General features: G+C 71.4%; 18 protein-coding genes. 9 read left to right on the top strand and 9 right to left on the bottom strand.

Going from position 1 to position 21,250, the window contains the following annotated elements; all coding sequences use genetic code 11:
- Positions 1–71: 71 nt before the first annotated feature.
- Complete coding sequence (locus LO762_RS33615; RefSeq protein WP_230617721.1) at positions 72–1,619, bottom strand: GMC family oxidoreductase; 1,548 nt, start codon at positions 1,617–1,619, stop codon at positions 72–74.
- An 80-nt stretch (positions 1,620–1,699) separates the two neighbouring features.
- Complete coding sequence (locus tag LO762_RS21815; RefSeq protein ID WP_230617720.1) at positions 1,700–3,061, bottom strand: aspartate aminotransferase family protein; 1,362 nt, start codon at positions 3,059–3,061, stop codon at positions 1,700–1,702.
- 185 nt (positions 3,062–3,246) lie between these two features.
- Here LO762_RS21815 and LO762_RS21810 point away from each other — a divergent pair, with 185 nt between their 5' ends.
- Positions 3,247–4,170, top strand: a complete 924-nt coding sequence (locus LO762_RS21810) for an alpha/beta fold hydrolase (RefSeq protein WP_230617719.1) — start codon at positions 3,247–3,249, stop codon at positions 4,168–4,170.
- An 87-nt stretch (positions 4,171–4,257) separates the two neighbouring features.
- Complete coding sequence (locus tag LO762_RS21805; RefSeq protein WP_230617718.1) at positions 4,258–5,505, top strand: cytochrome P450; 1,248 nt, start codon at positions 4,258–4,260, stop codon at positions 5,503–5,505.
- Positions 5,506–5,578: 73 nt separating this feature from the next.
- Here the strand turns inward: LO762_RS21805 and LO762_RS21800 are convergent, their stop codons facing one another.
- The 5 genes from LO762_RS21800 to LO762_RS21780 form a co-directional block, all read right to left on the bottom strand.
- Positions 5,579–6,433 (bottom strand): hypothetical protein, encoded by an 855-nt coding sequence (locus LO762_RS21800; RefSeq protein WP_230617717.1) that lies wholly within the window; start codon positions 6,431–6,433, stop codon positions 5,579–5,581.
- Between the two features lie 103 nt (positions 6,434–6,536).
- Complete coding sequence (locus LO762_RS21795; RefSeq protein WP_230617716.1) at positions 6,537–7,799, bottom strand: cyclopropane-fatty-acyl-phospholipid synthase family protein; 1,263 nt, start codon at positions 7,797–7,799, stop codon at positions 6,537–6,539.
- Positions 7,796–9,127 (bottom strand): FAD-binding oxidoreductase, encoded by a 1,332-nt coding sequence (locus tag LO762_RS21790; RefSeq protein WP_230617715.1) that lies wholly within the window; start codon positions 9,125–9,127, stop codon positions 7,796–7,798. Before LO762_RS21790 ends, LO762_RS21795 begins: the two co-directional genes overlap by 4 nt.
- 93 nt (positions 9,128–9,220) lie before the next feature.
- The gene (locus LO762_RS21785; RefSeq protein ID WP_230617714.1) at positions 9,221–9,712 is read right to left on the bottom strand and encodes a DUF1707 and DUF4870 domain-containing protein; all 492 of its coding nucleotides are present in this window, start codon (positions 9,710–9,712) and stop codon (positions 9,221–9,223) included.
- A gap of 58 nt (positions 9,713–9,770) precedes the next feature.
- Positions 9,771–10,571 (bottom strand): polysaccharide deacetylase family protein, encoded by an 801-nt coding sequence (locus LO762_RS21780; protein ID WP_230617713.1) that lies wholly within the window; start codon positions 10,569–10,571, stop codon positions 9,771–9,773.
- Between the two features lie 124 nt (positions 10,572–10,695).
- On the opposite strand from LO762_RS21780, the gene LO762_RS21775 reads away from it, so the two are divergent.
- From LO762_RS21775 to LO762_RS21765, 3 genes are all read left to right on the top strand, one after another.
- Positions 10,696–11,040: a hypothetical protein gene (locus LO762_RS21775; protein WP_230617712.1), complete on the top strand. Its 345-nt coding sequence runs from the start codon at positions 10,696–10,698 to the stop codon at positions 11,038–11,040.
- Between the two features lie 59 nt (positions 11,041–11,099).
- Positions 11,100–12,068 carry a DUF4192 domain-containing protein gene (locus tag LO762_RS21770; RefSeq protein ID WP_230617711.1) on the top strand — a complete coding sequence of 323 codons (969 nt, stop codon included), beginning with the start codon at positions 11,100–11,102 and terminating at the stop codon, positions 12,066–12,068.
- 174 nt (positions 12,069–12,242) lie between these two features.
- Positions 12,243–14,714 (top strand): penicillin acylase family protein, encoded by a 2,472-nt coding sequence (locus LO762_RS21765; protein WP_230617999.1) that lies wholly within the window; start codon positions 12,243–12,245, stop codon positions 14,712–14,714.
- 40 nt (positions 14,715–14,754) lie between these two features.
- Here the strand turns inward: LO762_RS21765 and LO762_RS21760 are convergent, their stop codons facing one another.
- Together LO762_RS21760 and LO762_RS21755 are read right to left on the bottom strand one after the other, a co-directional pair.
- Positions 14,755–16,740: an ATP-dependent DNA helicase gene (locus tag LO762_RS21760; RefSeq protein WP_230617998.1), complete on the bottom strand. Its 1,986-nt coding sequence runs from the start codon at positions 16,738–16,740 to the stop codon at positions 14,755–14,757.
- Between the two features lie 112 nt (positions 16,741–16,852).
- On the bottom strand, positions 16,853–18,067 hold the full coding sequence (locus LO762_RS21755; RefSeq protein ID WP_230617710.1) for a pyridoxal phosphate-dependent aminotransferase: 1,215 nt from the start codon (positions 18,065–18,067) through the stop codon (positions 16,853–16,855).
- Between the two features lie 118 nt (positions 18,068–18,185).
- On the opposite strand from LO762_RS21755, the gene LO762_RS33145 reads away from it, so the two are divergent.
- The 4 genes from LO762_RS33145 to LO762_RS21730 all read left to right on the top strand — a co-directional run bounded on the left by LO762_RS33145 (position 18,186) and on the right by LO762_RS21730 (position 21,213).
- On the top strand, positions 18,186–18,815 hold the full coding sequence (locus LO762_RS33145) for a TetR/AcrR family transcriptional regulator (RefSeq protein WP_304523685.1): 630 nt from the start codon (positions 18,186–18,188) through the stop codon (positions 18,813–18,815).
- Between the two features lie 13 nt (positions 18,816–18,828).
- On the top strand, positions 18,829–19,812 hold the full coding sequence (locus LO762_RS21740; protein WP_230617709.1) for a diiron oxygenase: 984 nt from the start codon (positions 18,829–18,831) through the stop codon (positions 19,810–19,812).
- 88 nt (positions 19,813–19,900) lie between these two features.
- Entirely contained in the window at positions 19,901–20,716 is an 816-nt protein-coding gene (locus LO762_RS21735; RefSeq protein ID WP_230617708.1) for an SDR family oxidoreductase, read from the top strand.
- Between the two features lie 41 nt (positions 20,717–20,757).
- The gene (locus tag LO762_RS21730) at positions 20,758–21,213 is read left to right on the top strand and encodes a DUF523 domain-containing protein (protein WP_230617707.1); all 456 of its coding nucleotides are present in this window, start codon (positions 20,758–20,760) and stop codon (positions 21,211–21,213) included.
- Positions 21,214–21,250 lie beyond the last annotated feature (37 nt).

The raw sequence follows: 21,250 nt of genomic DNA, 5'->3' as shown, positions 1-21,250 counted from the left end.
GGGGTCTCGGCCGTCGAGGCCGGTTGAGTCCGTCGGAGGGGGCGGGGTCCATGCGGACCCCGCCCCTTCTGTCATGCTTTGAGCAGGTCCGCGGCCTTCTCCCCGATCAGGATGGCCGGGGCGTGCGTGTGGCCTCGGTTGATCCGCGGCAGCACCGAGGCGTCCGCGACGCGCAGCCCCTCGACGCCGCGCACCCGCAGGTCGGGGTCGACGACCGAGGTGTCCTCGACGCCCATCCGGCAGGTGCCGACGGGGTGGTAGAGCGTCTCGGAGTGCGCCCGGATGTAGTCCTCCAACACCGACTCGTCTTCCGCGCCCTCGTACGGCGCGTAGGGCTCCGTCGCGTAGGGCCGCAGCGCCTCGGTGGCGAAGAGCTTCTCCGCCTCCCTGACGCCGTGGGCGAGCCGCTTCAGGTCGCTGTCCCCGGTCAGGTAGGCGGCGTCGATCTTCGGCGGGTCGGCCGGGTCGGCGGAGGAGAGGCTGAGCGTGCCCTGGCTGTCGGGCTGGAGCAGGACGACGCCGATCGTCACCGCGTCGCCCGCCGGCTCGTCCAGCCCGTGGTTGACGAACGGGACGGGCGCGAAGATCAGTTCGAGGTCGGGCGCGGGCAGCCTCGGGTCACTGCGCAGGAACGCGACGGCCTCGCCGATGTTCGAGGTGAACGGGCCCTTGCGCCGCGTCAGGTAGGACACGAGAGCGCCCGCCAGCCCCGCGCTGGCAAGGGTGACCTTGCTCGGGCAGGTCCGTAGGACGGCGATCGAGAGGTGGTCCTCCAGGTGGCGGCCCACGGACGGGCTCGGCGCGACCACGTCGATGCCGTGTTCGGCGAGCTGCTCGGGGTCGCCGACGCCGGAGAGCATGAGCAGGTGCGGGGAGCCGATCGCGCCCGCGCACAGCACGACCTCGCGGCGCGCCCGCAGCTCCTGGCCGCCGTAGGCGACGCCGACCGCGCGCCCGTCCTCGATCACCACCCGCGAGACGAGCACGTTGGTGATGACCGTCAGGTTGGGCCGCTTCAGCGCGGGCTTCAGGTAGGCGTCGTGCGCCGACCAGCGGCGGCCGCGCTTCTGGTTGACGGGGGTCGGGCTGTACCCCTCGTTGTCCTCGCCGTTCAGCTCGGGCAGCCGGGTGAGGCCCGTCTCCGCGCAGGCCGCGAGGAACGCCTTGGTCGTCACGTTCGGGTCGCGCAGCTCCTCGACGTGCAGCGGCCCCTCGGTGCCGTAGACGCCGCCGGTGTTGGATCCGACGCGGCGCTCGGCCCGGTGGAAGTACGGGAGCACCTCGTCGTACGACCAGCCGGGGACGTCCCAGCCGTCGTAGTCGGCGCGGACGCCGCGCACCCACATCATCGCGTTGATGCTGGAGGAGCCGCCGAGCACCTTGCCCCGGGGCCAGTACAGCTCCCGCCCGGCGAGCTCCTCCTGTGCCGTCGTGCTGAGGTCCCAGTCTCCCTCGCCCTTGAGCAGTTGCGGGAAGCCCGCCGGGATGTGGAACTCCTTCTGGGCGTCGCTCCCGCCCGCCTCGACGAGGGCGACGGTGACCGATGGATCCTCCGTCAGCCGTGCGGCGAGCACACAGCCGGACGATCCCGCGCCGACGATCACGTAGTCGTAGTCCACGAACGCTTCCTCCGGGAAAATGGGGGGCTGGTCATCCCGGAGTGAACACCGTCATTGGACCCGGTGTCCACACTGTGCGGTCACAGCTTGGCCCATGCTTCGGTGAGGACGGCGCGCAGCTTCTGCTCGATCTCGTCGAAGTGGCTCTGGTCGCAGGTCAGCGGCGGGCTGAGCTGGATGACGGGGTCGCCCCTGTCGTCGGCGCGGCAGTACAGGCCGCTGTCGTAGAGGGCCTTGGAGAGGAAGCCGCGCAGGAGCCGCTCGGACTCGTCGTCGTCGAAGGTCTCCTTGGTCGTCTTGTCCTTGACGAGTTCGATGCCGTAGAAGTAGCCGTCGCCGCGGACGTCGCCGACGATGGGCAGGTCGAGCAGCTTCTCCAGGGTGCCGCGGAAGGCGCCCTCGTTGCGCCGGACGTTGCCGAGGAGGTCCTCGCGCTCGAACAGGTCGAGGTTGGCCAGCGCGACGGCGGCCGAGACGGGGTGCCCGCCGAAGGTGTAGCCGTGCGCGAACATGGTGTCGCCGTGCCGGAACGGCTCGAACAGCCGGTCGCTGACGAGCATCGCGCCGAGCGGGGCGTACCCGGAGGTGAGGCCCTTGGCGCTGGTGATGATGTCGGGCTGGTAGTCGAACTTCTGCGCGCCGAACATGGTGCCGAGCCGGCCGTAGGCGCAGATCACCTCGTCCGAGACGAGCAGGACGTCGTACTTGTCGCAGATCTCGCGGACCCGCTGGAAGTAGCCGGCGGGCGGCGGGAAGCAGCCTCCGGCGTTCTGGACAGGCTCGACGAAGAACGCGGCGACGGTCTCCGGGCCCTCGAAGAGGATGGCCTCCTCGACCCGGTCGGCGGCCCAGCGGCCGAACGCCTCGGCGTCGTCGCCGTGCTCGGTCGCGCGGTAGAAGTTGGTGTTCGGCACCCGGAACGTCGAGGGCACCAGCGGCTCGTAGGGGGCCTTGAAGGCGGGGATGCCGGTGATGGACAGGGCGCCCTGCGTCGTGCCGTGGTAGGCCGTCTGACGGCTCAGGACCTTGTGCTTGAGCGGCTTGCCCACGAGCTTGAAGTACTGCTTGGCGAGCTTCCACGCCGACTCGACGGCCTCGCCGCCGCCGGAGGTGAAGAAGACACGGTTCAGGTCGCCGGGCGCGGCGGTGGCGAGCCGCTCGGCGAGTTCGGCGGCCTTGGGGTGGGCGTAGGACCACAGCGGGAAGAAGGCGAGTTCGCTCGCCTGCTTGGCCGCCACCTCGGCCAACTCCCTGCGGCCGTGCCCGGCCTGGACCACGAACAGGCCGGAGAGGCCGTCGAGGTACCGGTTGCCCTTGTCGTCGTAGATGTAGGCGCCCTCGCCCCGGACGATCATCGGCACCTCGGCGCCGTCCTCGTGCACCGAGTGCCGGGTGAAGTGCAGCCACAGGTTGTCCCGGGCGGCTGCTTGCAGGTCGGTCATCTCTCATCCTTGCGCGACGTACTGACACCTGGGTGTCAACTTATTTCGTTGTCGTTACGAAGACTTGGCACTGAATCAAGTGTCATTCTTGGCTTCCACAACGGTATCCGAAGTTTTGAGGTGCGGCGAGACCCGATCCCCTAACTTCCTCCGCGCGGCCCGGCCGGGCGAAGTAGCGTCGCGTCATGACCGAACCCACCCCCTCCCTCGGATTCGCGCCGGACGCCGAGCCCGTCCGGGTCAAGGCGAACGGCGTCGAGTTCGCCTGCCGCGTCGCCGGGCCCGCCGACGGCCCCCTCGCCCTGCTCCTGCACGGCTTCCCCGACACCCCGCACAGCTGGCGGCACCTGGCCGCCGCGCTCGCCGCCGCCGGGCACCGCGTCGTCGCGCCGTTCCAGCGCGGCTACGCGCCCACCGGCACCGCCCCGGACGGCGACTACCGCACCGGGACGCTCGGCGCCGACGCCAACGCGCTGCACGAGGCGTTCGGCGGCGACTCCTCCGCCGTGCTCGTCGGCCACGACTGGGGCGCCGCAGCCGCCTATGCCGCCCTCGCCCAGGAGCCGGAGCGCTGGCGGCGCGCGGTGACGATGGCGCTGCCTCCGCTGCCCGCCCTGGCCGCCGGGTTCCTCTCCTACGCACAGCTCCGGCGCTCGTTCTACATCTTCCTGTTCCAGACCCCCTTCGGTGAGCTCGCCCTCGACCGCGCCTTTGTGGAGCGGTTGTGGCGCGACTGGTCGCCGGGCCACACCGAGGAACTCTCCCCCGTGCTGGCGGCGCTGGGCACGCCGGAGAACGTCGCGGCGGCGCTCGGCTACTACCGGGCGATGCCGGTTTTCGGCGCCGCGGCGGACCCGGACGAGGCCGGCAAGGCGCTTACGGCGACGCTGGCCGGGCCCGGCGTACCGGTGCTCTACCTGCACGGCGCGCAGGACGGGTGCCTCGGCCTGGACGCCGTCACCGCCGCCGACGCCGGAGGCGCGCCGCTCTCCGGCGTCCTCGCCCACCTGCCCTCGGGCTCGCGCGCGTCGGTCATTTCCGACGCGGGGCACTTCCTCCAGGTCGAGCGGCCCGTGGAGGTGAACGCGGCGGTGCTCGACTGGGTGTGACCCAGGTAACATACAGCGTACGTCCACCCGGTGGCATGATGCAGAAACCGAATCCGGTTCAGTCGAGCGTCGATCGAGGAGCGCGACATGCTCAACGTCGAGGACATCAACCTCACCGAGTGGACGTTCTGGGAGCGCCCGCCCGCCGAGCGGGACGCCGCCTTCCGCGCCCTGCGCGAGTACGGGACACCGCGGCACTTCGGCGAGCTGCCGATGGGCGCCGCCCCGCCCGGACCCGGCTACCGCGCCCTGGTGACACACGCGGACGTCGTCGAGGCGTCGCGGCGGCCGCAGGACTTCTGCTCCGGCCGGGGCGCGATCAGCATTCCCGACATGCCCGCCGAGGTGCACGAGTACTTCGGCTCGATGATCAGCATGGACGACCCCCGGCACGCCAAGATCCGCCGCATCGTGTCGCGGGCGTTCTCGCCCCGGATGATCCAGCGGTTCGAGGACCAGGTGGAGACCGTCGCGGAGCGGATCGTCGCGGACCTCAGGGCGGGCCGGGGCACCGGCGACTTCGTCGCGGACGTCGCCGCCCGCCTCCCCCTCACCATCATCTGCGACATGATGGGCATCCCCGCCTCGGCCTACGACACCGTGCTCGACGCGTCCAACGTGATCCTGGCGGGCAACGACCCCGAGTTCGTGCCGTCCAACGACTTCGACGGCATCATGCTGAAGCTCGTCGAGGCCGGGGGCACGCTCCAGGACCTCGTGCAGGAACTCGGCCGCGAGCGGTTCGGCAAGGACGGCGACGACCTCATCACGCTGCTCGTCAACGCCAACATCGACGGGGAGTCCCTCAGCCCGCAGGAACTCGGCTCGTTCTTCATCCTGCTCGCCGTCGCGGGCAACGAGACGACGCGCAACTCCATCGCGCACGGACTCCACCTGTTCACCGTCCACCCCGACCAGCGGGCCCTCCTCCTCGCGGACTTCGACGCGCGCGTTCCGAGCGCCGTCGAGGAGATCGTCCGGTACGTCTCCCCGGTGGTGTGGATGCGCCGCACCGCCACCCGGGACACCGAGCTGAACGGCAACCCGATCCGCGAGGGCGAGAAGCTCGTCCTGTACTACGGCTCGGCCAACCGCGACGCGGCGGTCTTCACCGACCCCGACGTCTTCGACATCACCCGCGCGCCCAACCCTCACGTCGGTTTCGGCGGCCCCGGCCCCCACTTCTGCCTGGGCGCCCACCTGGCCCGCCGCGAGATCACCGTCATGTTCCGCCGCCTCTTCACCGCCTTCCCCGCCCTCCGGTCCGGCCCCCCGGACCGCCTCCTGTCGAACTTCATCAACGGCATCAAACACCTCCCCTACACCCTCAGCTGACCCGGCCGAACCACCCAGCGGTCCCCCGCGACCCGGTCCCGTCCGAGGGGGACGGAACCGGGTCGACGGCTGGTCAGCGGCGGAGGGCGGTGATGACGTGGGTGCGCCAGGGTGGGGCGGGGCCCTGGGCGGAGGGTGGGGCGGTGACGGTGAGGAAGGTCGGTGGGCCGCCGGGGCGGCCCGGGTCGAGGCGGAGGGCGAGCGGGGCGGTGCCGGTGCCGTGCGGGCAGCCCGCGGTGGCGGCGCCGACGTCGGCGGCGGTGAGGGTGAGGCGGGCCGGGATCTCGCGGAACGCGCTGGCCGGAGCCCGCGCGAGATCGGCCCACTGGTCGCGGAGCAGCCGCTGGGCGACACCCGCGAGCACGTCGTGCCAGGGCGCGCGCAGGTGCTCGGGCACGCGCCGGACGCGCACCTCAGGCAGCCCGAAGACGGTCAGGCCCGCCGTGGTGAGCCGCCACCCCCTGCCGCCGCCCTCCCGCGCCGCCCGGACGCCGAGCCACTCGGCGGCGGCGAACCCCTCCGGCACGTCGAACGGCTCGGGCGGGCCCGCCCACGGGTCCACGTCGCCGGTGGCCGCGTCGATGAGGATCCCGCCCGTCTCGTCGGCGAGCTCCCGGGCGAGCGCCGCCGCCCTGATCACGTGATCGGGCGGCCAGCCGGCGCCACCGACCGCCGACACGCGCAGATGGAACTCGGCGGCGCGGATTCGGCGCAGCGGCACACTGTCGACCTCAAGCCCGCACGGCGCGCAGCGGGCGCACTCGGCGCCGGGCCCCGTCAGCCACGGCAGCGGCGGCACGTCGGGGCCGACGACCTCGACGAGTTCTAACGCGCGGGCCCCGAGACCGGGCGGCAGCCAGGTGGGCGCGGCGACCAGGCAGACCGCGTGGAGTTCGGCGGGGACCGGAAGTACAAACGTCTCATCCATGCCGCGCACGCTACGCTCCGCCACCGACATTTTACGGCGCCGGGAACGCGCGGGGGCGGCGGCCCTTCCGGACCACCGCCCCAGAGACCGGCGCGCGCGCCGCTCAGACGCCCCAGGCGGCCCGCAGAGGCATGCCCGAAACCTGCGACTCCGGCAGCTTCACCCCGAGGATCTGGTGGAGCTGGACCATGTTCCGCTCGAACCCGAGCCGACACCCCGCCATGTACAGCCGCCAGACCCTGGCGACCTCCGGGCCGACCTCGGCGACCGCCTCGTCCCAGTGCTCGTCGAGGTTGCGGCACCAGTCCCGCAGCGTGAGGGCGTAGTGCTCGCGGAGGTTCTCCTCGTGCCGGATCTCGAACCCGTTGTCGTTCATCGCGGTGAGCAGGAAGCCGGGACCCTCCAGCTCGCCGTCCGGGAAGACGTACCGGTTGATGAACCCCTCGGGCCTGATCGACGGCTGGGTGTTGTCCGGCCGGGTGATGCAGTGGTTGAGCATCCGCCCGCCGGGCCTCAGCCTGCCGCTCAGGAACGCGAAGTACCCGGGCACGTTGGCCTGGCCGATGTGCTCGGTGAGACCGATGGAGCTGACCGCGTCGAACCCCGACTCCTCGACGTCGCGATAGTCCATGTGGCGGACCTCGGCGAGGTCGCTGAGGCCCTGCTCGGCGATGGCCTTCTGGGCCCACTCCGCCTGCTGCTTGGACAGCGTCACGCCGAGCGCCTTGACGCCGTGCTCGCGGGCCGCGTGCATCACCATGCCGCCCCAGCCGCACCCGACGTCGAGCAGCCGCATGCCCGGCTCCAGGCCGAGCTTGCGCGCGACGAGCTCGTGTTTCGCGGACTGCGCCTCCTCAAGCGAGGAGCCCGCCTTGGGGTAGACGGCACAGGTGTAGGCCATCGACGGGCCCAGCACCCACTCGTAGAAGCGGTTGGACACGTCGTAGTGGTGGTGGATCGCCTCGGCGTCGCGCCGCTTGGAGTGCCGCCGCAGCCTGCCGCCGGGACGCGCCTCCACCGCGGGCGGCTCCAGCCGGGTGGCCGCCGCCGCGCGCAGCAGCGGATCATCGATGATGCCCGCCAGCACGCGCAGCCGATCGGCCGGCGAGATGCTGTTGAGCGTCTGCGACAGGCGGCTCAGCGTGGTGTACATGTCGCCGTGCACCTCGATGTGGCCCGACACGTAGGCGCGGGCCAGGCCGAGCAGGCCGGGCGAGCGGACCAGGTAGGACACCGCGTACGGACTGCGGATCTCCACCCGGACGTCGGCGTCGGGACGTCCCGCGCGGCTGCCGTCGTAGGCGGCGAACTCGACCGGTACGTCCGTGCCATGGGTGACTCTCTCGAAGACTTTCGCCAGGGTCATGTGCCCCTCACACACTTGTCGTAGAGGTCATACAGGCGGCCCTCGGGGTCGTAGCGCTCCTTGAGTGCCTCGTACGTCTTCCCGTCGTAGTGGCGCCAGAACTCGTCCCGCGCGTAGAAGGCCGTCGAATACAGGGACTTGTGCCCGTCCAGGGACTCGACCACGCGCTCGATGCGCCGGTTGTAGTGGTCGGGCAGGTTGCCGGGCTTCTGCGGCACGGTGCCCCAGAAGCCGACGTTCACATAGCTTCGTCCGGGTTCGAGGGGGTACAGGGGCCATTTCTCGTGGGCCTGGAGCGGGCAGAGCCACACGGGGCTCATCCCGACCTCCTCGTGGAAGAACTCGAGGAACTCGGGGAGACGCTCGGTGGGCACCTCGATGTCCTGGATGACGTCCTCGCGCGGCGGCCTGCCCGTCCACCGGTCGATCCGCGCGGTGAACTGGGCGCGTTTGTCCCAGGCGACGATGCGCCGGTAGACGTCGGAGCGCTTCTTGGCGTCCGGCCAGAGGCGGCGCACGGCCGGGTTGCGCAGGCCGAAGGCGCCCGAGCACCAGAACCAGTCGGTGTCCCACCGCCACAGGTAGTCGTGGACGGTGAGGTAGTCGACCGAGCGCTCCCGGATCGACTGGTAGTAGATCTTCTGGCCGGTGTAGTCCGAGGTGTACGGGGCCTCGTCGGTGAACGTGCCCAGGGTCAGGTAGACCTCGTCGGGGCCGAAGAAGGTGCCGTCGAGGAAGTCGGCGTCCGCCACCTGCGGGATCGTCCGCGCCGCCTCGGCGGCGTCGGTGAAGCGCAGGTGGCGCAGCTTCACGAACGGCTTGACCGGGACGAGGTCGATGGTGAGCCGCAGCGCGTAGCCCAGCGTCCCGTAGGAGTTGGGGAACCCGTAGAAGAGTTCGGAGTGCTCGTTGTCGCGGCTCGCCGTGACGATGCTTCCGTCGCCGGTCAGGATGTCCATCTCGCGGACGGCCTCGTGCGGCAGGCCACGCCGGAACGAGGACGACTCGATGCCCAGGCCGGTGACGGCGCCGCCGAGGGTGATGGTCTTGAGCTGGGGCACCACCGTGGGCATCATCCCGTGCGGCAGGGTGGCCGCGACGAGGTTCTCGTAGGTCGTCATCCCCTGGACCACGGCGGTGGCGCCGTCGATCTCCAGGACGCCGTCGAACCCGCTCACGTCGAGGCCCGGCGCGGTCGGACCGTCGCGGAACCTGAAGAGATTCGAGGTGGACTTGGCCAGCCGCACGGGCGCGCCGGGCGGGATGGCGGCGTAGGACGCGCGGAGCGCGGCCACCGCTGCGTCATGTGAGGATCCGGTCACTGGCATGGGCGCCTCCCTCACTCGATCTTCACGCACAACTCATGCGGTAAACCTTTCCGTCACGTAAATATTCCCGCTCCTTTAAGGCTGAGACTCAGATCACTTGATGAACCTGAGTGTCAGCGGATAGCGGAAGTCGCGCCCCGTTCCGGCGTTCACCGCGGCGATGAGGGAGGCGATCCACGCGATCGCGTAGACGATGCCGCCGATCCCGAACGTGACGAGCGTGACGAGGAGCAAGGTGATCTGGAAGTTGAGCGCCTCGACGGCGTGCCTGCGCACGTAGGCCGAGCGCTGCCCGCTGACCAGCATGAGGACCAGTGGCCCGACGAACGTCGTCACGACGCCGGAGGCGTGCGCGAGGCCCGCGAGCATCCTGTCCTCGCTCGTCTCCTGCCCGTGGCCGGGGAGCTTGGGAGACAGGTCGCCCACGAGGAGGTCGAGGTCGCTGCGGGTCTTGCTCGTCATCGCCAGGTGGACGCGCTGGTCGAGTTCCTCTCCTTCGAGCTTCCCGTCCGCGTAGGCCGTCTGGAGGAGTTCGATGACCGCCTCACGGTCGGCGTGGCCGACGCGCAGTTCGCTGATGTCCATGTCTCGATGGTCGCTCGCGCGCGCGGATACGTCATCGGGGAGAACCCTGAAAATCCCCCTACCGGGCGCCCGTGGCCGTCCGCCCCCGGTACTGCTCCCCCGGGGTGAGCGGCGTGCCTTCGAACAGCTTGCTGACCGTCACGAACCTGTAGCCCTTGGCCGCGAGCCCTTCGAGGATGCGCGGGACGGCGTCCACCGTCGTCCTGTGGATGTCGTGCATGAGGACGACGTCGCCGTTGCCCGTGCCCGACAGCACGCGCCTGGCCACGAGCGAGGAGCTGCGGTCCCGCCAGTCCAGCGGGTCGACCGCCCAGATGATCTCCGGCAGGCCGAACGACCGGGCGACCGCCGCCACCCGCGCGTTCGACGACCCGTAAGGCGGCCGGAGCAGGACGGACCGGTATCCGGAGTGCCGGACGATCGCGTCCTGCGTCTTCTGGATCTCGGCCCTGACACCCGCGTCGGACAGACCCGCCAGGTTCGCGTGGCTCCAGCTGTGGTTCGCGATCTCGTGCCCTCCGGCCACCTCCTTGCGGACGAGGTCGGGGAACTCCTCCACCATCCGGCCGACGACGAAGAAGGTGGCTTTCGCGTTGTACTGGGCGAGCATCCCGAGGAGCCTTTCGGTGTCCTCCATCGGCCCGTCGTCGAACGTCAGCGCCACGCACTTGACGCGCGCGCAGTACGCGGTGCCCGAGGAGCCGAGCCCGCGCCGCGCGTCCGGGTCCGGTTCGTTGAACACCATCGGGCGCACCGCCACGGGTGCCTCGGGCGCGGCCACCGTGGTGTCCGCGCCGGTGCCGTCGCCGCAGCCGGACACGACCGCCAGGAGGACCAGGGCGGCCCCGAGTCGTTTCATGTCATCCCCCGTCGCCGGAAAACTCTGGTGAGATGCCCGGCGCGTGATCTTGGGGAACCTCAAGTCCGTTTTCTTCGTTATGGTTTTCCCTGCACTTTTCTCCACGCGGAGGGTCGGGAAGGCGATGCGGTTCTGGGATCGGTTCGGGCTCAAACGCCACCGCGGCACCGCGGTCCAGCGGTTCGACCGCGAGGCGACGAACGCCGACGTGAAGGCGCTCATCGCCTTCGCCAAGGAGCGCCGGGGCGTCGAGTTCTACGTGGAGCCCGAGACGTTCGCGACGGACACGACCGCGGTCGCCGTCGCGCACGACGGGGAGTGGATCCGGCGTCGGGTCGGCGCGCCCGCGGTCATCGCCAAGGTGGCCCGCGACCTCGGCCTTCCGGTCTATGACGTACAGATCGTTGGATACCCGGCGCGGATGCGCGCTTGGAACGAACGGAACAAAGGAACCAGGGGCTCACTCTGAGCGCCGAGTTATCCACAGGCCGTCAAGCAGCGCCGCGCAGAATGTGCGAGCGTGCGGGCATGGACGAAACGCGCGGCGACGCCGCCCCCCTGGTCATCCGCGGTCCCGGTGAACTCATCGCGGCCATCCCGTACATGCTCGGGTACCACCCCGCGCACAGCCTCGTCGCCGTCGGTGTCGGCGGGCCCGGCGGCGCGTGCGCGGTACGGCACGGCTTAGAACTCGCCGACGGCGTCGCCGCCCACATCGCCGGGCTGCTGTCGGTGCACGGGTTCGGCGGGGCCCTGCTCGTCGGCTACGGCGAGGCGGCCGTCGCCGATCCGGCGGTGGCGAGCGCGCGGCGCGCGCTGGCCCGGGTCGGGCTCGAGGTGTGGGACGCGCTGCGGGTGCACGACGGCAGGTACTGGTCCTACCTGCGCCCGGCGGAGGCGGGTGTGCCGCTGACGCCGACCACGCTGGAGGTCCAGGCGGTGGTCAACGGCATGGTCGCGCTGCCCTCGCGGGAGGATCTCGCCGCGTTCGTCGCGCCGCTCCCCGATCCGGTGGCCTCGGCCGTCGCCCGGGAGACGGCGCTGGCGGAACGGCAGCGGTTCGACCGGGCCGCCGGGCTGCGCCTGGTGCGGGAGGTCGTGGCCGGGGTCGGCAGCGGGCGGCCGCCGCCCGGCCTCGCCGAGATCGCGCGGTTCACGGTGGCGCTGTCCCGCGTCCGGCTGCGCGACGAGGCGTGGGTCCGGATCAGCCCGAACGCCCTGCCCGAGCACCGTGACTTCTGGCTGCACGTGGTGCGGCGTACCGCGCCCGCCTACCGTCCGGCGCCCGCGTGCCTGCTCGCCTACTGCGCGCTCGTCACCGGGGACGGCGCGCTGGCCAACGTCGCCCTCGACCTCGCGGAACGGGAGGATCCGCACTACTCCATGGCCGCGCTGCTCCGGCGGGCCCTCACGTCGGGCATCCACCCCTCGGCGGCGCTGGTCCGGATGACGCCCGAGGATCTGGCCGCGGCGTACGAGGAGCCACCCGATCCGTAGGGCGCCGGACGCCGAGCGGCGCCACGGGCGGCCCGCGGCCGCCCACTCGACTGACCCGTAGTCCTTGCGGGCGGTCCTGACTCCTTGACAACAGAACAGTGACAAAAGTCCTGGTAGGGAAGCCCGCATGCCCTTTCGCGTGATCTGAGTCATAGAGTGCTCGGCGTGAAGTTCATGCGTCAATGGCCCTGGCCACTGCGGTGGGGCGTGCGGGCTCTTGCCCTGGTGATGGTCCTGGTACTGCTGCTCACGGCATGGCTGGTCTGGACGGTCCGCAAACCGTTCCCGACCTACGACGGGCGGCTCACGCTGCCCGGCCTGGCCGGGGAGGTCACCGTCCACAGCGACTCCCACGGCATCCCCCAGATCTACGCCGACACCCCCGCCGACCTCTTCCGCGCGCAGGGGTACGTGACGGCGCAGGACCGCTTCTGGGAGATGGACTTCCGCCGCCACATCACCTCCGGCCGCCTGTCCGAACTGTTCGGCGACGCCACCCTCGACACCGACAAGGTGACCCGCACCCTGGGGTGGCGCAAGACGGCGGAGGCCGAACTCGCGCTGCTGGCACCGGAGACCAAGCACCTCCTGGAGGCGTACGCGGCGGGCGTCAACGCCTGGCTGAAGGCCAACCCGGACACCGCTCGGCAGTCCCTCGAATACTCCGTGCTCGGCCTCCAGCGCACCGGCTACCAGCCCGAGGAGTGGACCCCCGCCGACTCGGTGGCCTGGCTCAAGGCGATGGCCTGGGACCTGCGCTCCAACATCGAGGACGAGCTCGGCCGCGCCCTCGCCGACACGGCGCTGCCCAAGGAGCGGGTCGACCAGCTCTACCCCGCCTACGACTTCCTCCGGATGCCCGCCATCGTCCCGACGGGCTCGGTCGCCGACGGCGGCTTCAGCGGCGAGGGCGCGCGGTCCGAGCCGCCCGCGCGGGCCCTCAGCTCGGTCCTGGAGGCGATCCGGGCGATGCCCACGGGCCTGGGCAACGGCGACTCCGACCTCGGCTCCAACTCGTGGGTGATCGCCGGCAGCCGCAGCGCCACCGGCATGCCGCTGCTCGCCAACGACCCGCACCTGTCGGCCCAGATGCCCTCGGTCTGGTACCAGGCGGGCCTGCACTGCCGCACCGTCACCGAGGCGTGCCCCTACGACGTCACCGGGTTCACCTTCGCCGGGCTGCCCGGCGTCGTCATCGGGCACAACCACCGGATCGCGTGGGGGTTCACCAACCTCGCCCCCGACGTGTCCGACCTGTACCTGGAGAAGGTCACCGGGACGACCGCCGAGTACAAGGGCGCGCAGGAGCCCCTGCAGGTCCGCACCGAGAGGATCGAGGTCGCGGGCGCCGACCCCGTGGAGCTCACCGTCCGGGTGAGCCGCCACGGCCCGATCGTCTCCGACGTCATGGACGACGCGGAGAAGGCGGCGCCCTCCGGCGAGGCCGTCGCGCTGCGCTGGACGGCGCTGGGCCCCGGCCGCACGGCCGACGCCATCTTCGCGATGAACCGCGCCACCGACTGGACGTCCTTCCGGGAGGCGGCCCGCCTCTTCGAGGTCCCCGCCCAGAACCTCGTCTACGCCGACGTCGAGGGCAACATCGGCTACCAGGCGCCGGGCCGGATCCCGGTGCGCACCGCCGGCGACGGCACCCGCCCCGTCCCCGGCTGGGACGGCGTCCACGAGTGGGCCGACTTCATCCCGTTCGAGGAGCTGCCCTCGGCGTTCAACCCCGACTCCGGCTACATCGTCACCGCCAACAACGCCGTCATCGGCACGTCCTACGAGCACCTGCTCACCCAGGACTGGTCCTACGGCTACCGCGCCCAGCGCATCGACGACCTCGTCCGCAACGGCGGCAAGCTCGACATCGCCGCCATGAGCCGGATCCAGATGGACGACCGCAACGGCTTCGCGCCGATCCTCGTGCCGCACCTGCTGCGGGTCGGCGCCGGGGTGAAGGGCATCGAGCTGCTGCGCACCTGGGACTACACCCAGCCCGCCGACTCGGCGCCCGCCGCGTTCTTCAACGCGGTGTGGCGGCACCTGCTGCTGCGCGCCTTCAACGACGAACTGCCCGAGGGCGCGAGGCCGGACGGCGGCGACCGCTGGTTCGAGGTGGTCCGCACACTCCTGGACAAGCCGGACGACCCGTTCTGGGACGACGTGAAGACCACCGGCGCCGCCGAGCGGCGCGACGACATCGTGCTCCGCGCGCTGCGCGAGGCCAGCGACGAGCTGGTCGAGCGGCTCGGCGACAAGCCCGGCGAGTGGCGGTGGGGCGCGCTGCACACGCTGACGCTCACCAACCAGAGCTTCGGCACCTCGGGCATCGGCCTCGTCGAGCGGATCTTCAACCGGGGCCCGGTCGAGCTCGGCGGCGGCAAGTCGATCGTCAACGCGATCGGCTGGGACGTCCAGAAGGGCTACGAGGTCACCGCGGTGCCCTCGCTCAGGCTCGTCGCGGACCTGTCCAACCTGGACGACTCCCGGTACGTCAACCTGACGGGCGCCTCCGGCCACGCCTTCTCCGACCACTACTGGGACCAGACGGACCTGTGGGCCAAGGGCGAGACCATCCCCTGGCCCTTCACCGCCACCGCCGTCAAGGAAGCCGCCGAACACACCCTCACCCTCACCCCCTGACCCGCGCCTCCGGGCCCCGCCGCCCTCCCCGGGCGGCGGGTCAGGCGGTGAGGCGGCGGAGGGCGGCCCTGACCTTCTCCGGGTCGGTGGTCGGCCAGAACGGCGGAAGCGACGCGGTGAGGAAGGAGCCGTAGGCGGCCGTCGCCAAGCGGGGGTCGAGCACGGCGACGACGCCCCGGTCGGTGCCGCTGCGCAGCAGGCGGCCCGCGCCCTGCGCCAGGAGCAGGGCCGCCTGGGAGGCGGCCACCTGCATAAAACCGTTGCCGCCGCGCGCCTGGACCATCCGCTGCCGGGCCGACGCCACCGGGTCGTCCGGCCGGGGGAACGGGATCCGGTCCATCACCACGAGCGACAGCGACGGCCCCGGCACGTCCACGCCCTGCCACAGCGACAGCGTCCCGAACAGGCATGTCTCGGGCGCCGCGGCGAACTGCTTGACCAGCTGGGACGTGGAGTCCTCGCCCTGGCACAGCACGGGGAAGTCCACCTTGAGCTCGTCGGCCGCCTGCCGGGCCGCCCGCATCGAGGAGAACAGGCCGAGCGTCCGCCCGCCCGCCGCCTCGATGAGGCCCTTCAGCTCCGCGAGGTACTCCTCGGGAAGCCCGTCGCGGCCGGGCTTCGGCAGGTGCCGCGCGATGTAGAGGATGCCGCTGCGCGGGTAGTCGAACGGCGACCCGACGTCAAGGCCGGTCCAGATCAGCGGCTTCTCGTCGTCCTCGGCCGCCTCCCCGTCCCGCGCGGCCGGGACGGCGGGCGCCGGCCCGCCCGGCGCGGGCAGCCCCCACTGCCGCGCCAGCGGCTCGAACGACCCGCCCAGCGTCAGCGTCGCGGAGGTGAGGATCGTGGTCCTGGTGCGGAACAGCGTGTCCCGCAGCAGCCCGCCGACCGCGATGGGCGCGACGTGCAGGGACGGCGGCCACTTGCCGTCGAAGGACTTGGCGAGCCAGACCACCTCCCACCGCTCGGCGAGCGGCACCTCGAACGAGGCGAGGATCCGTTCCGCGGTGCCGTGCACGTCGTCCAGCGCCGTCCTGGCGGCCCGGCGCCCCGCGGCGACGGCGGGGTCGGCGTCCTTCGGCTCGGGGCCGAGCCCGTCCAGGCAGGCCCGCGCGGCGTCCCGGACGGCCTGGAGGGTGCCGCCGAGCCCCGACGGCAGCAGGTCGAGCCGGGCCGCCCCCTCCTCGTCCAGCGCGACCCGCAGGTCCTCGGCGAGCTCGCGCAGCCGGTCGGCGGCGCGGCCGGCGACGAGTTTGCCCGCCCGCCGCGCCGCCGCCTCCACCGCGGCCGCCGACAGCTCGCCCGACGCCACCGACGTCACCCTGTCGACGAGGTCGTGCGCCTCGTCGATCACCACGGCGTCGTGCTCCGGCAGGACCTGGAACTCCTCGAGGGCGTCGATCGCCAGCATCGCGTGGTTGGTGACCACAACGTCGGCCTCGGCCGCCTCGGCCCTGGCCAGCTCGGAGAAGCACTGCTGCGCCTGCGGGCAGCGCTGGCCGCCCAGGCACTCCTTGGCCGACACCGCGACCTGCCGCCACGCCTGCTCCGAGACGCCCGGCACGAGCTCGTCGCGGTCGCCCGTCCTGGTCTTGTCGGCCCACTCGTGCAGCCGCTGCACCTGGCGGCCGAGCGTGGAGACCTGCGCGGTGTCGAACAGACCCTCCTCGGGGTCGTCGGGCGCGCCGACGGACAGCCGGTTCAGGCACAGGTAGTTGCGCCGCCCCTTGAGGATCGCGTACCGCAGCTCCCGCCCGAGCAGCGGCTCCAGCGCGTCGGCGAGGCGCGGCAGATCCCGGTCCACCAACTGCTGCTGCAACGCGATCGTCGCCGTCGAGACGACGACGGTGACGCCCTTGGAGACCGCGTGCCGCACCGACGGCACCAGGTAGGCCAGCGACTTGCCGGTGCCCGTGCCCGCCTGCACCGCGAGGTGCTCGCGGCGGCGCAGCGCCTGGTCGACCGCCTCGACCATCTTCACCTGGCCCGGCCGCTCGCTGCCCCCCACGGCCGCGACGCCCGCCGCCATGAGGTCCACGAGGGATGGTACGTCCTTCAGGGCGATACGGGGCTGCGGAGATGACACCCCGACACCGTACCGGCCCGCGCCGACACCCGCCGCCGGTTGTCCACAGCCCCTCTCAGCGGAGCCGGCGCGGCTCCAGGAACGCGGCGAGCCTCCCGATCGCGTCCTCCAGGACGTCCGCGTAGGGCAGGGTGACGAGCCTGAGGTGGTCGGGCCACGGCCAGTTGAACCCGCTCCCGTGCACGATGAGCAGCTTCTGCTCTTCCAGGAGTTCCAGGCAGAACCGCACGTCGTCGGTGATCGGGTAGACCATGGGGTCGAGCCGGGGGAAGACGTACAGGGCGCCCTTCGGCTTGACGCAGCTCACGCCGGGGATCTCGTTGAGCAGCTTCACCGCGCGGTCCCGCTGCTCCAGGAGGCGGCCGCCGGGCCGCACCAGCTCGCGGATGCTCTGCCGCCCGCCCAGCGCCGCCTGGATCGCGTGCTGCGCCGGCGCGTTCGGGCACAGCCGCATGTTCGCGATGACGTCGAGGCCCTCGATGTAGGACTCGGCGCCCAGCTTGGGCCCCGACAGCACGACCCAGCCCGACCGGAAGCCCGCGACCCGGTAGGACTTGGACAGGCCGCTGAACGTCAGGCAGAGCAGGTCCGGCGCCAACGTCGCGATCGAGGTGTGCACGGCGCCGTCGTAGAGGATCCGGTCGTAGATCTCGTCGGCGAAGATGATGAGGTCGTGCCGCCTGGCCAGCTCGACGATCCGGCGCAGCGTCTCCGGCGAGTAGACGGCGCCCGTGGGGTTGTTCGGGTTGATCACCACGAGCGCCTTGGTCCGCTCGGTGATCTTGCGTTCCATGTCCTCGAGCGACGGCTCCCACTCCAGCGCCTCGTCGCACAGGTAGTGCACCGGCGTGCCGCCGCCGAGCGACACGGCAGCCGTCCACAGCGGGTAGTCCGGCGCGGGGATGAGCACCTCGTCGCCGTCGTCCAGCAGCGCCTGGAGCGTCATGACGATGAGCTCGGAGACCCCGTTGCCCAGGTAGACGTCCTCGACGTCGAGGCCGGTGAAGCCCTGCCCCTCGTAGTGCTGCACCACCGCGCGCCGCGCCGACAGCAGCCCCTTGGAGTCGCTGTACCCGTGCGCCTGCGAGAGGTTCTGGATGACGTCCTGGAGGATCTCCGGCGGCGCCTCGAAGCCGAACGGCGCGGGATTGCCGATGTTGAGCTTGAGCACGGGGTGCCCGGCGTCCTCGATCTGCTTGGCCCGTTTGAGCACCGGGCCCCTGATCTCGTAGCAGACGTTGGTCAGCTTGTCCGACTGTGTCACCGGCATGTCCCCACAGTAGTGCTTGTCACGTTCCAGATGTCCGGCGTGTTACCGCCCGCTGTGTGACTGGCGCTACATACAAGCAGGCTTGCTTGCATGTATCTGTTGGACGTACCGTCCAATCATGTCCGTGAACAGGCGCCGCCACCGTCGGCCGAGCCGGCGCACCCAGGCCGAGCGCAGGTCCGCGACACAGGCACGGCTCCTCGACGCCACCGCCGAGACCCTCGCCGACCTCGGCTGGGCCGGGCTGTCCACCACCGAGGTGTCCCGGCGCGCGGGCGTCAGCCGCGGCGCCCAGCAGCACCACTACCCGACGAAGATGGAACTGGTCGCCGCCGCGCTCGACCACCTCCTGGACCGGCTCCGGGAGGAGTACCGGGACGCCTACACCCGCCTGCCCGACAACCAGCGCGACGTCGGCGGCGCCCTCGACCTCCTCTGGGAGACGATCCGCCAACCCCCCGCGATGGCCCTGCTGGAACTCGCCCTCGCGGGCCGCACCGACAACTCCCTGCGCGACCTCAGCAAACAGCTCAGCAACCGCGTCGTCGAGATCATCACCGAGGTCTTCGACGAGCTGTTCCCCGCCTCCCTGCCCGACGCCGTCGTGGACACCCTGATCCGCAGCATGTTCGCGCTGCTCGTCGGCCTCTCCCTCCAGCACTCCCTGGACGGAGACGAGCACGGCCACCAGCGAGCGGTCCTCGACATGGTCAAAGCCCATGCCCGGGACCTGATCCCCCCTGCCTGAAGCGAGGAGAACCATGGCCAAGCCCCCGAGCGACCTCGCCGACGAGGTCCGCGAGAACGTCCGCGACCGCAAGTCCTACCTCGGCGTCATCGACCGCCTCAACAAGGCGAGCGTGGAGAAGCACTGGGAGGCGTACGCCGACATCCCCTGGGACGACCCGGACTACGCCGTCGACCCCGACGACCCGCGCTGGATCCTGCCGGAGATCGACGCGCTCGGCCGCACCGCCTGGTACCGGTCGCAGCCGCCCGAGATCCAGTCCCGGATCGGCCTGTGGCGGGTCGCCACCATGATGAAAATCGGCCTCCAGTTCGAGAACCTGCTCAAGCGCGGCCTGCTCAACTACGCCTACCGGCTCCCGAACGGCCGCCCCGAGTTCCGGTACGTCTACCACGAGACGACCGAGGAATGTCATCACGGGATGATGTTCCAGGAGTTCGTCAACCGGACGAAGATGCCGATCCGGGGCATGCCGCGCGCCCTCGCCGTCCTCGCCGAGGTGAGCCCGTGGATCCCGCTCGTCTCCACCGAGATGTTCTTCGTCTTCGTCCTCGGCGGCGAGGACCCGATCGACTTCGTGCAGCGCAAGGCCGTCCGCGAAGGGCACATCAAGCACCCGCTCGAAGCGACCATCATGAAGATCCACATCGCGGAGGAGGCACGGCACATCTCCTTCGCCCGGCACTACCTCAAGCACCGGGTGCCCGGCATGCACCCGTTCCGCCGCGGGCTCCTCGGTCTGCTCACTCCGGCCGTCCTCGGCATCATGGCCCGGATCATGCTGTCGCCGCCCGGCCCGATGATCCGCGCGTTCGACATCCCCGACGCCGTCGTCAAGGAGGCGTACGGCAGCCGCGAGGCCCGGCAGCAGCTCCGCGACAGCGTCGCCAAGATCCGCGAGCTGATGGCCGAACTGGGCCTGCTCACCCCCGTCAACCAGCTGCTGTGGCGGGCGTTCGGCATCTGGGAGAAGCCGAAGGCGCGCAAGGCGGCCTGACCTCCACTGGGCCCCCCGCCGCCTGGTGACGGCGGGGGGCCTCACCCTAGAATCCGGGGATTCGTCTGCCCGCCGCGGAAGGGGTCCCATGACCACCACGATCGTCACCGGGGGCGCCTCCGGCATCGGCGCCGCCGTCGCCGTCGAGCTCGTCGCGCGCGGCGACACGGTGATCCTCGCCGACGTCAACGCCGCGGGCGCCGCCGAGACGGCCGAGCGGCTCACCGGCATCGGCCCCGGCAAGGCGTTCGGCACCGCCCTCGACGTCACCGACGCCGACGCCGTCCGCGAACTGTACGAGCGGGTCGCGCGCGACAACGGCGGGCTCGACCTCGTCTTCAACAACGCGGGCATCGCCGTCGCGGGACTGGCCGAGGAACTGACGCTGGACCACTGGAACCGGGCGATCGACATCAACCTGCGCGGCGTCGTGCACGGCCAGGACGCCGCCTACCGGATCATGCTCGCGCAGGGCCACGGGCACATCGTCAACACGGCGTCCCTCGCCGGGCTCGTCCCCATGCCGATCGGCCTCCCCTACACCGCGACCAAGCACGCGGTGGTGGGCATGTCGCTCGCCTTGCGCGCGGAGGCGGCGACACGCGGGGTGCGGGTCAGCGCCGTCTGCCCCGGGTTCGTCGCGACGAACCTGCTGCGCACGGTCAACGCCGGCCTGCCCGAGACGGGCATGAGCAGCAAACCGGACACCGAACTGCCCAAGATCTACACGGCGGACAAGCTCTCCAAGGTCATCATCCGGGGCGTCCGCCGGAACAAGGCGGTCATCGTGGCGCCCGCCTACGGCCGTCTCGCCTGGCTCGGCGCCCGTCTCTTCCCGTCCGGCGCCGTCCGCGCCGCCCGCCTCGCCGCCGACGGCTACCGCAAGGACCAGCCCAAGCCCTGAGCCGGGACGGCGGCGGGTGCGGCGCGGCCTAGGCTGGGTGTATGGAACGCGTGCTGGTGAGCTCCTGCCTGCTCGGCGCGGCGGTCCGGTACGACGGGCGCGCCAAGACCAGCGAGTCGGCGATCCTCGCCCGCTGGCGCGCCGAGGGGCGGATCGTCGGCTTCTGCCCCGAGGTCGCGGGCGGCCTGGGTGTGCCCCGGCCCCCCGCGGAACTGCGCGACGGCTCCGTCGTGACGGAAGCGGGCGACGACGTCACCGAGCAGTTCCGCCGGGGCGCGGAACAGGCACTGGCGGTGGCCCGGAAAGCCGGTGTCAGGGTCGCCGTCCTCAAGGAGGGCAGCCCCTCCTGCGGCAGTTCCCTCGTCAACGACGGCACCTTCACCGGCACCAGGGTCCCCGGCACGGGCCTCACCACCCGCCTCCTACGCGCCCACGGCATCCACGTCTTCAACGAGACCGAACTGGAAGCCGCCGACGCCTACCTCACCCGCCCCTGACCACTTCTCTCTGACGGCCCGTGCCGTCCCTTCCCCA

The sequence above is a fragment of the Actinocorallia sp. API 0066 genome (assembly GCF_020991275.1).
Classification (GTDB): Bacteria; Actinomycetota; Actinomycetes; order Streptosporangiales; family Streptosporangiaceae; genus Actinocorallia.
This window is presented reverse-complemented; position numbering and strand designations above follow the sequence as displayed.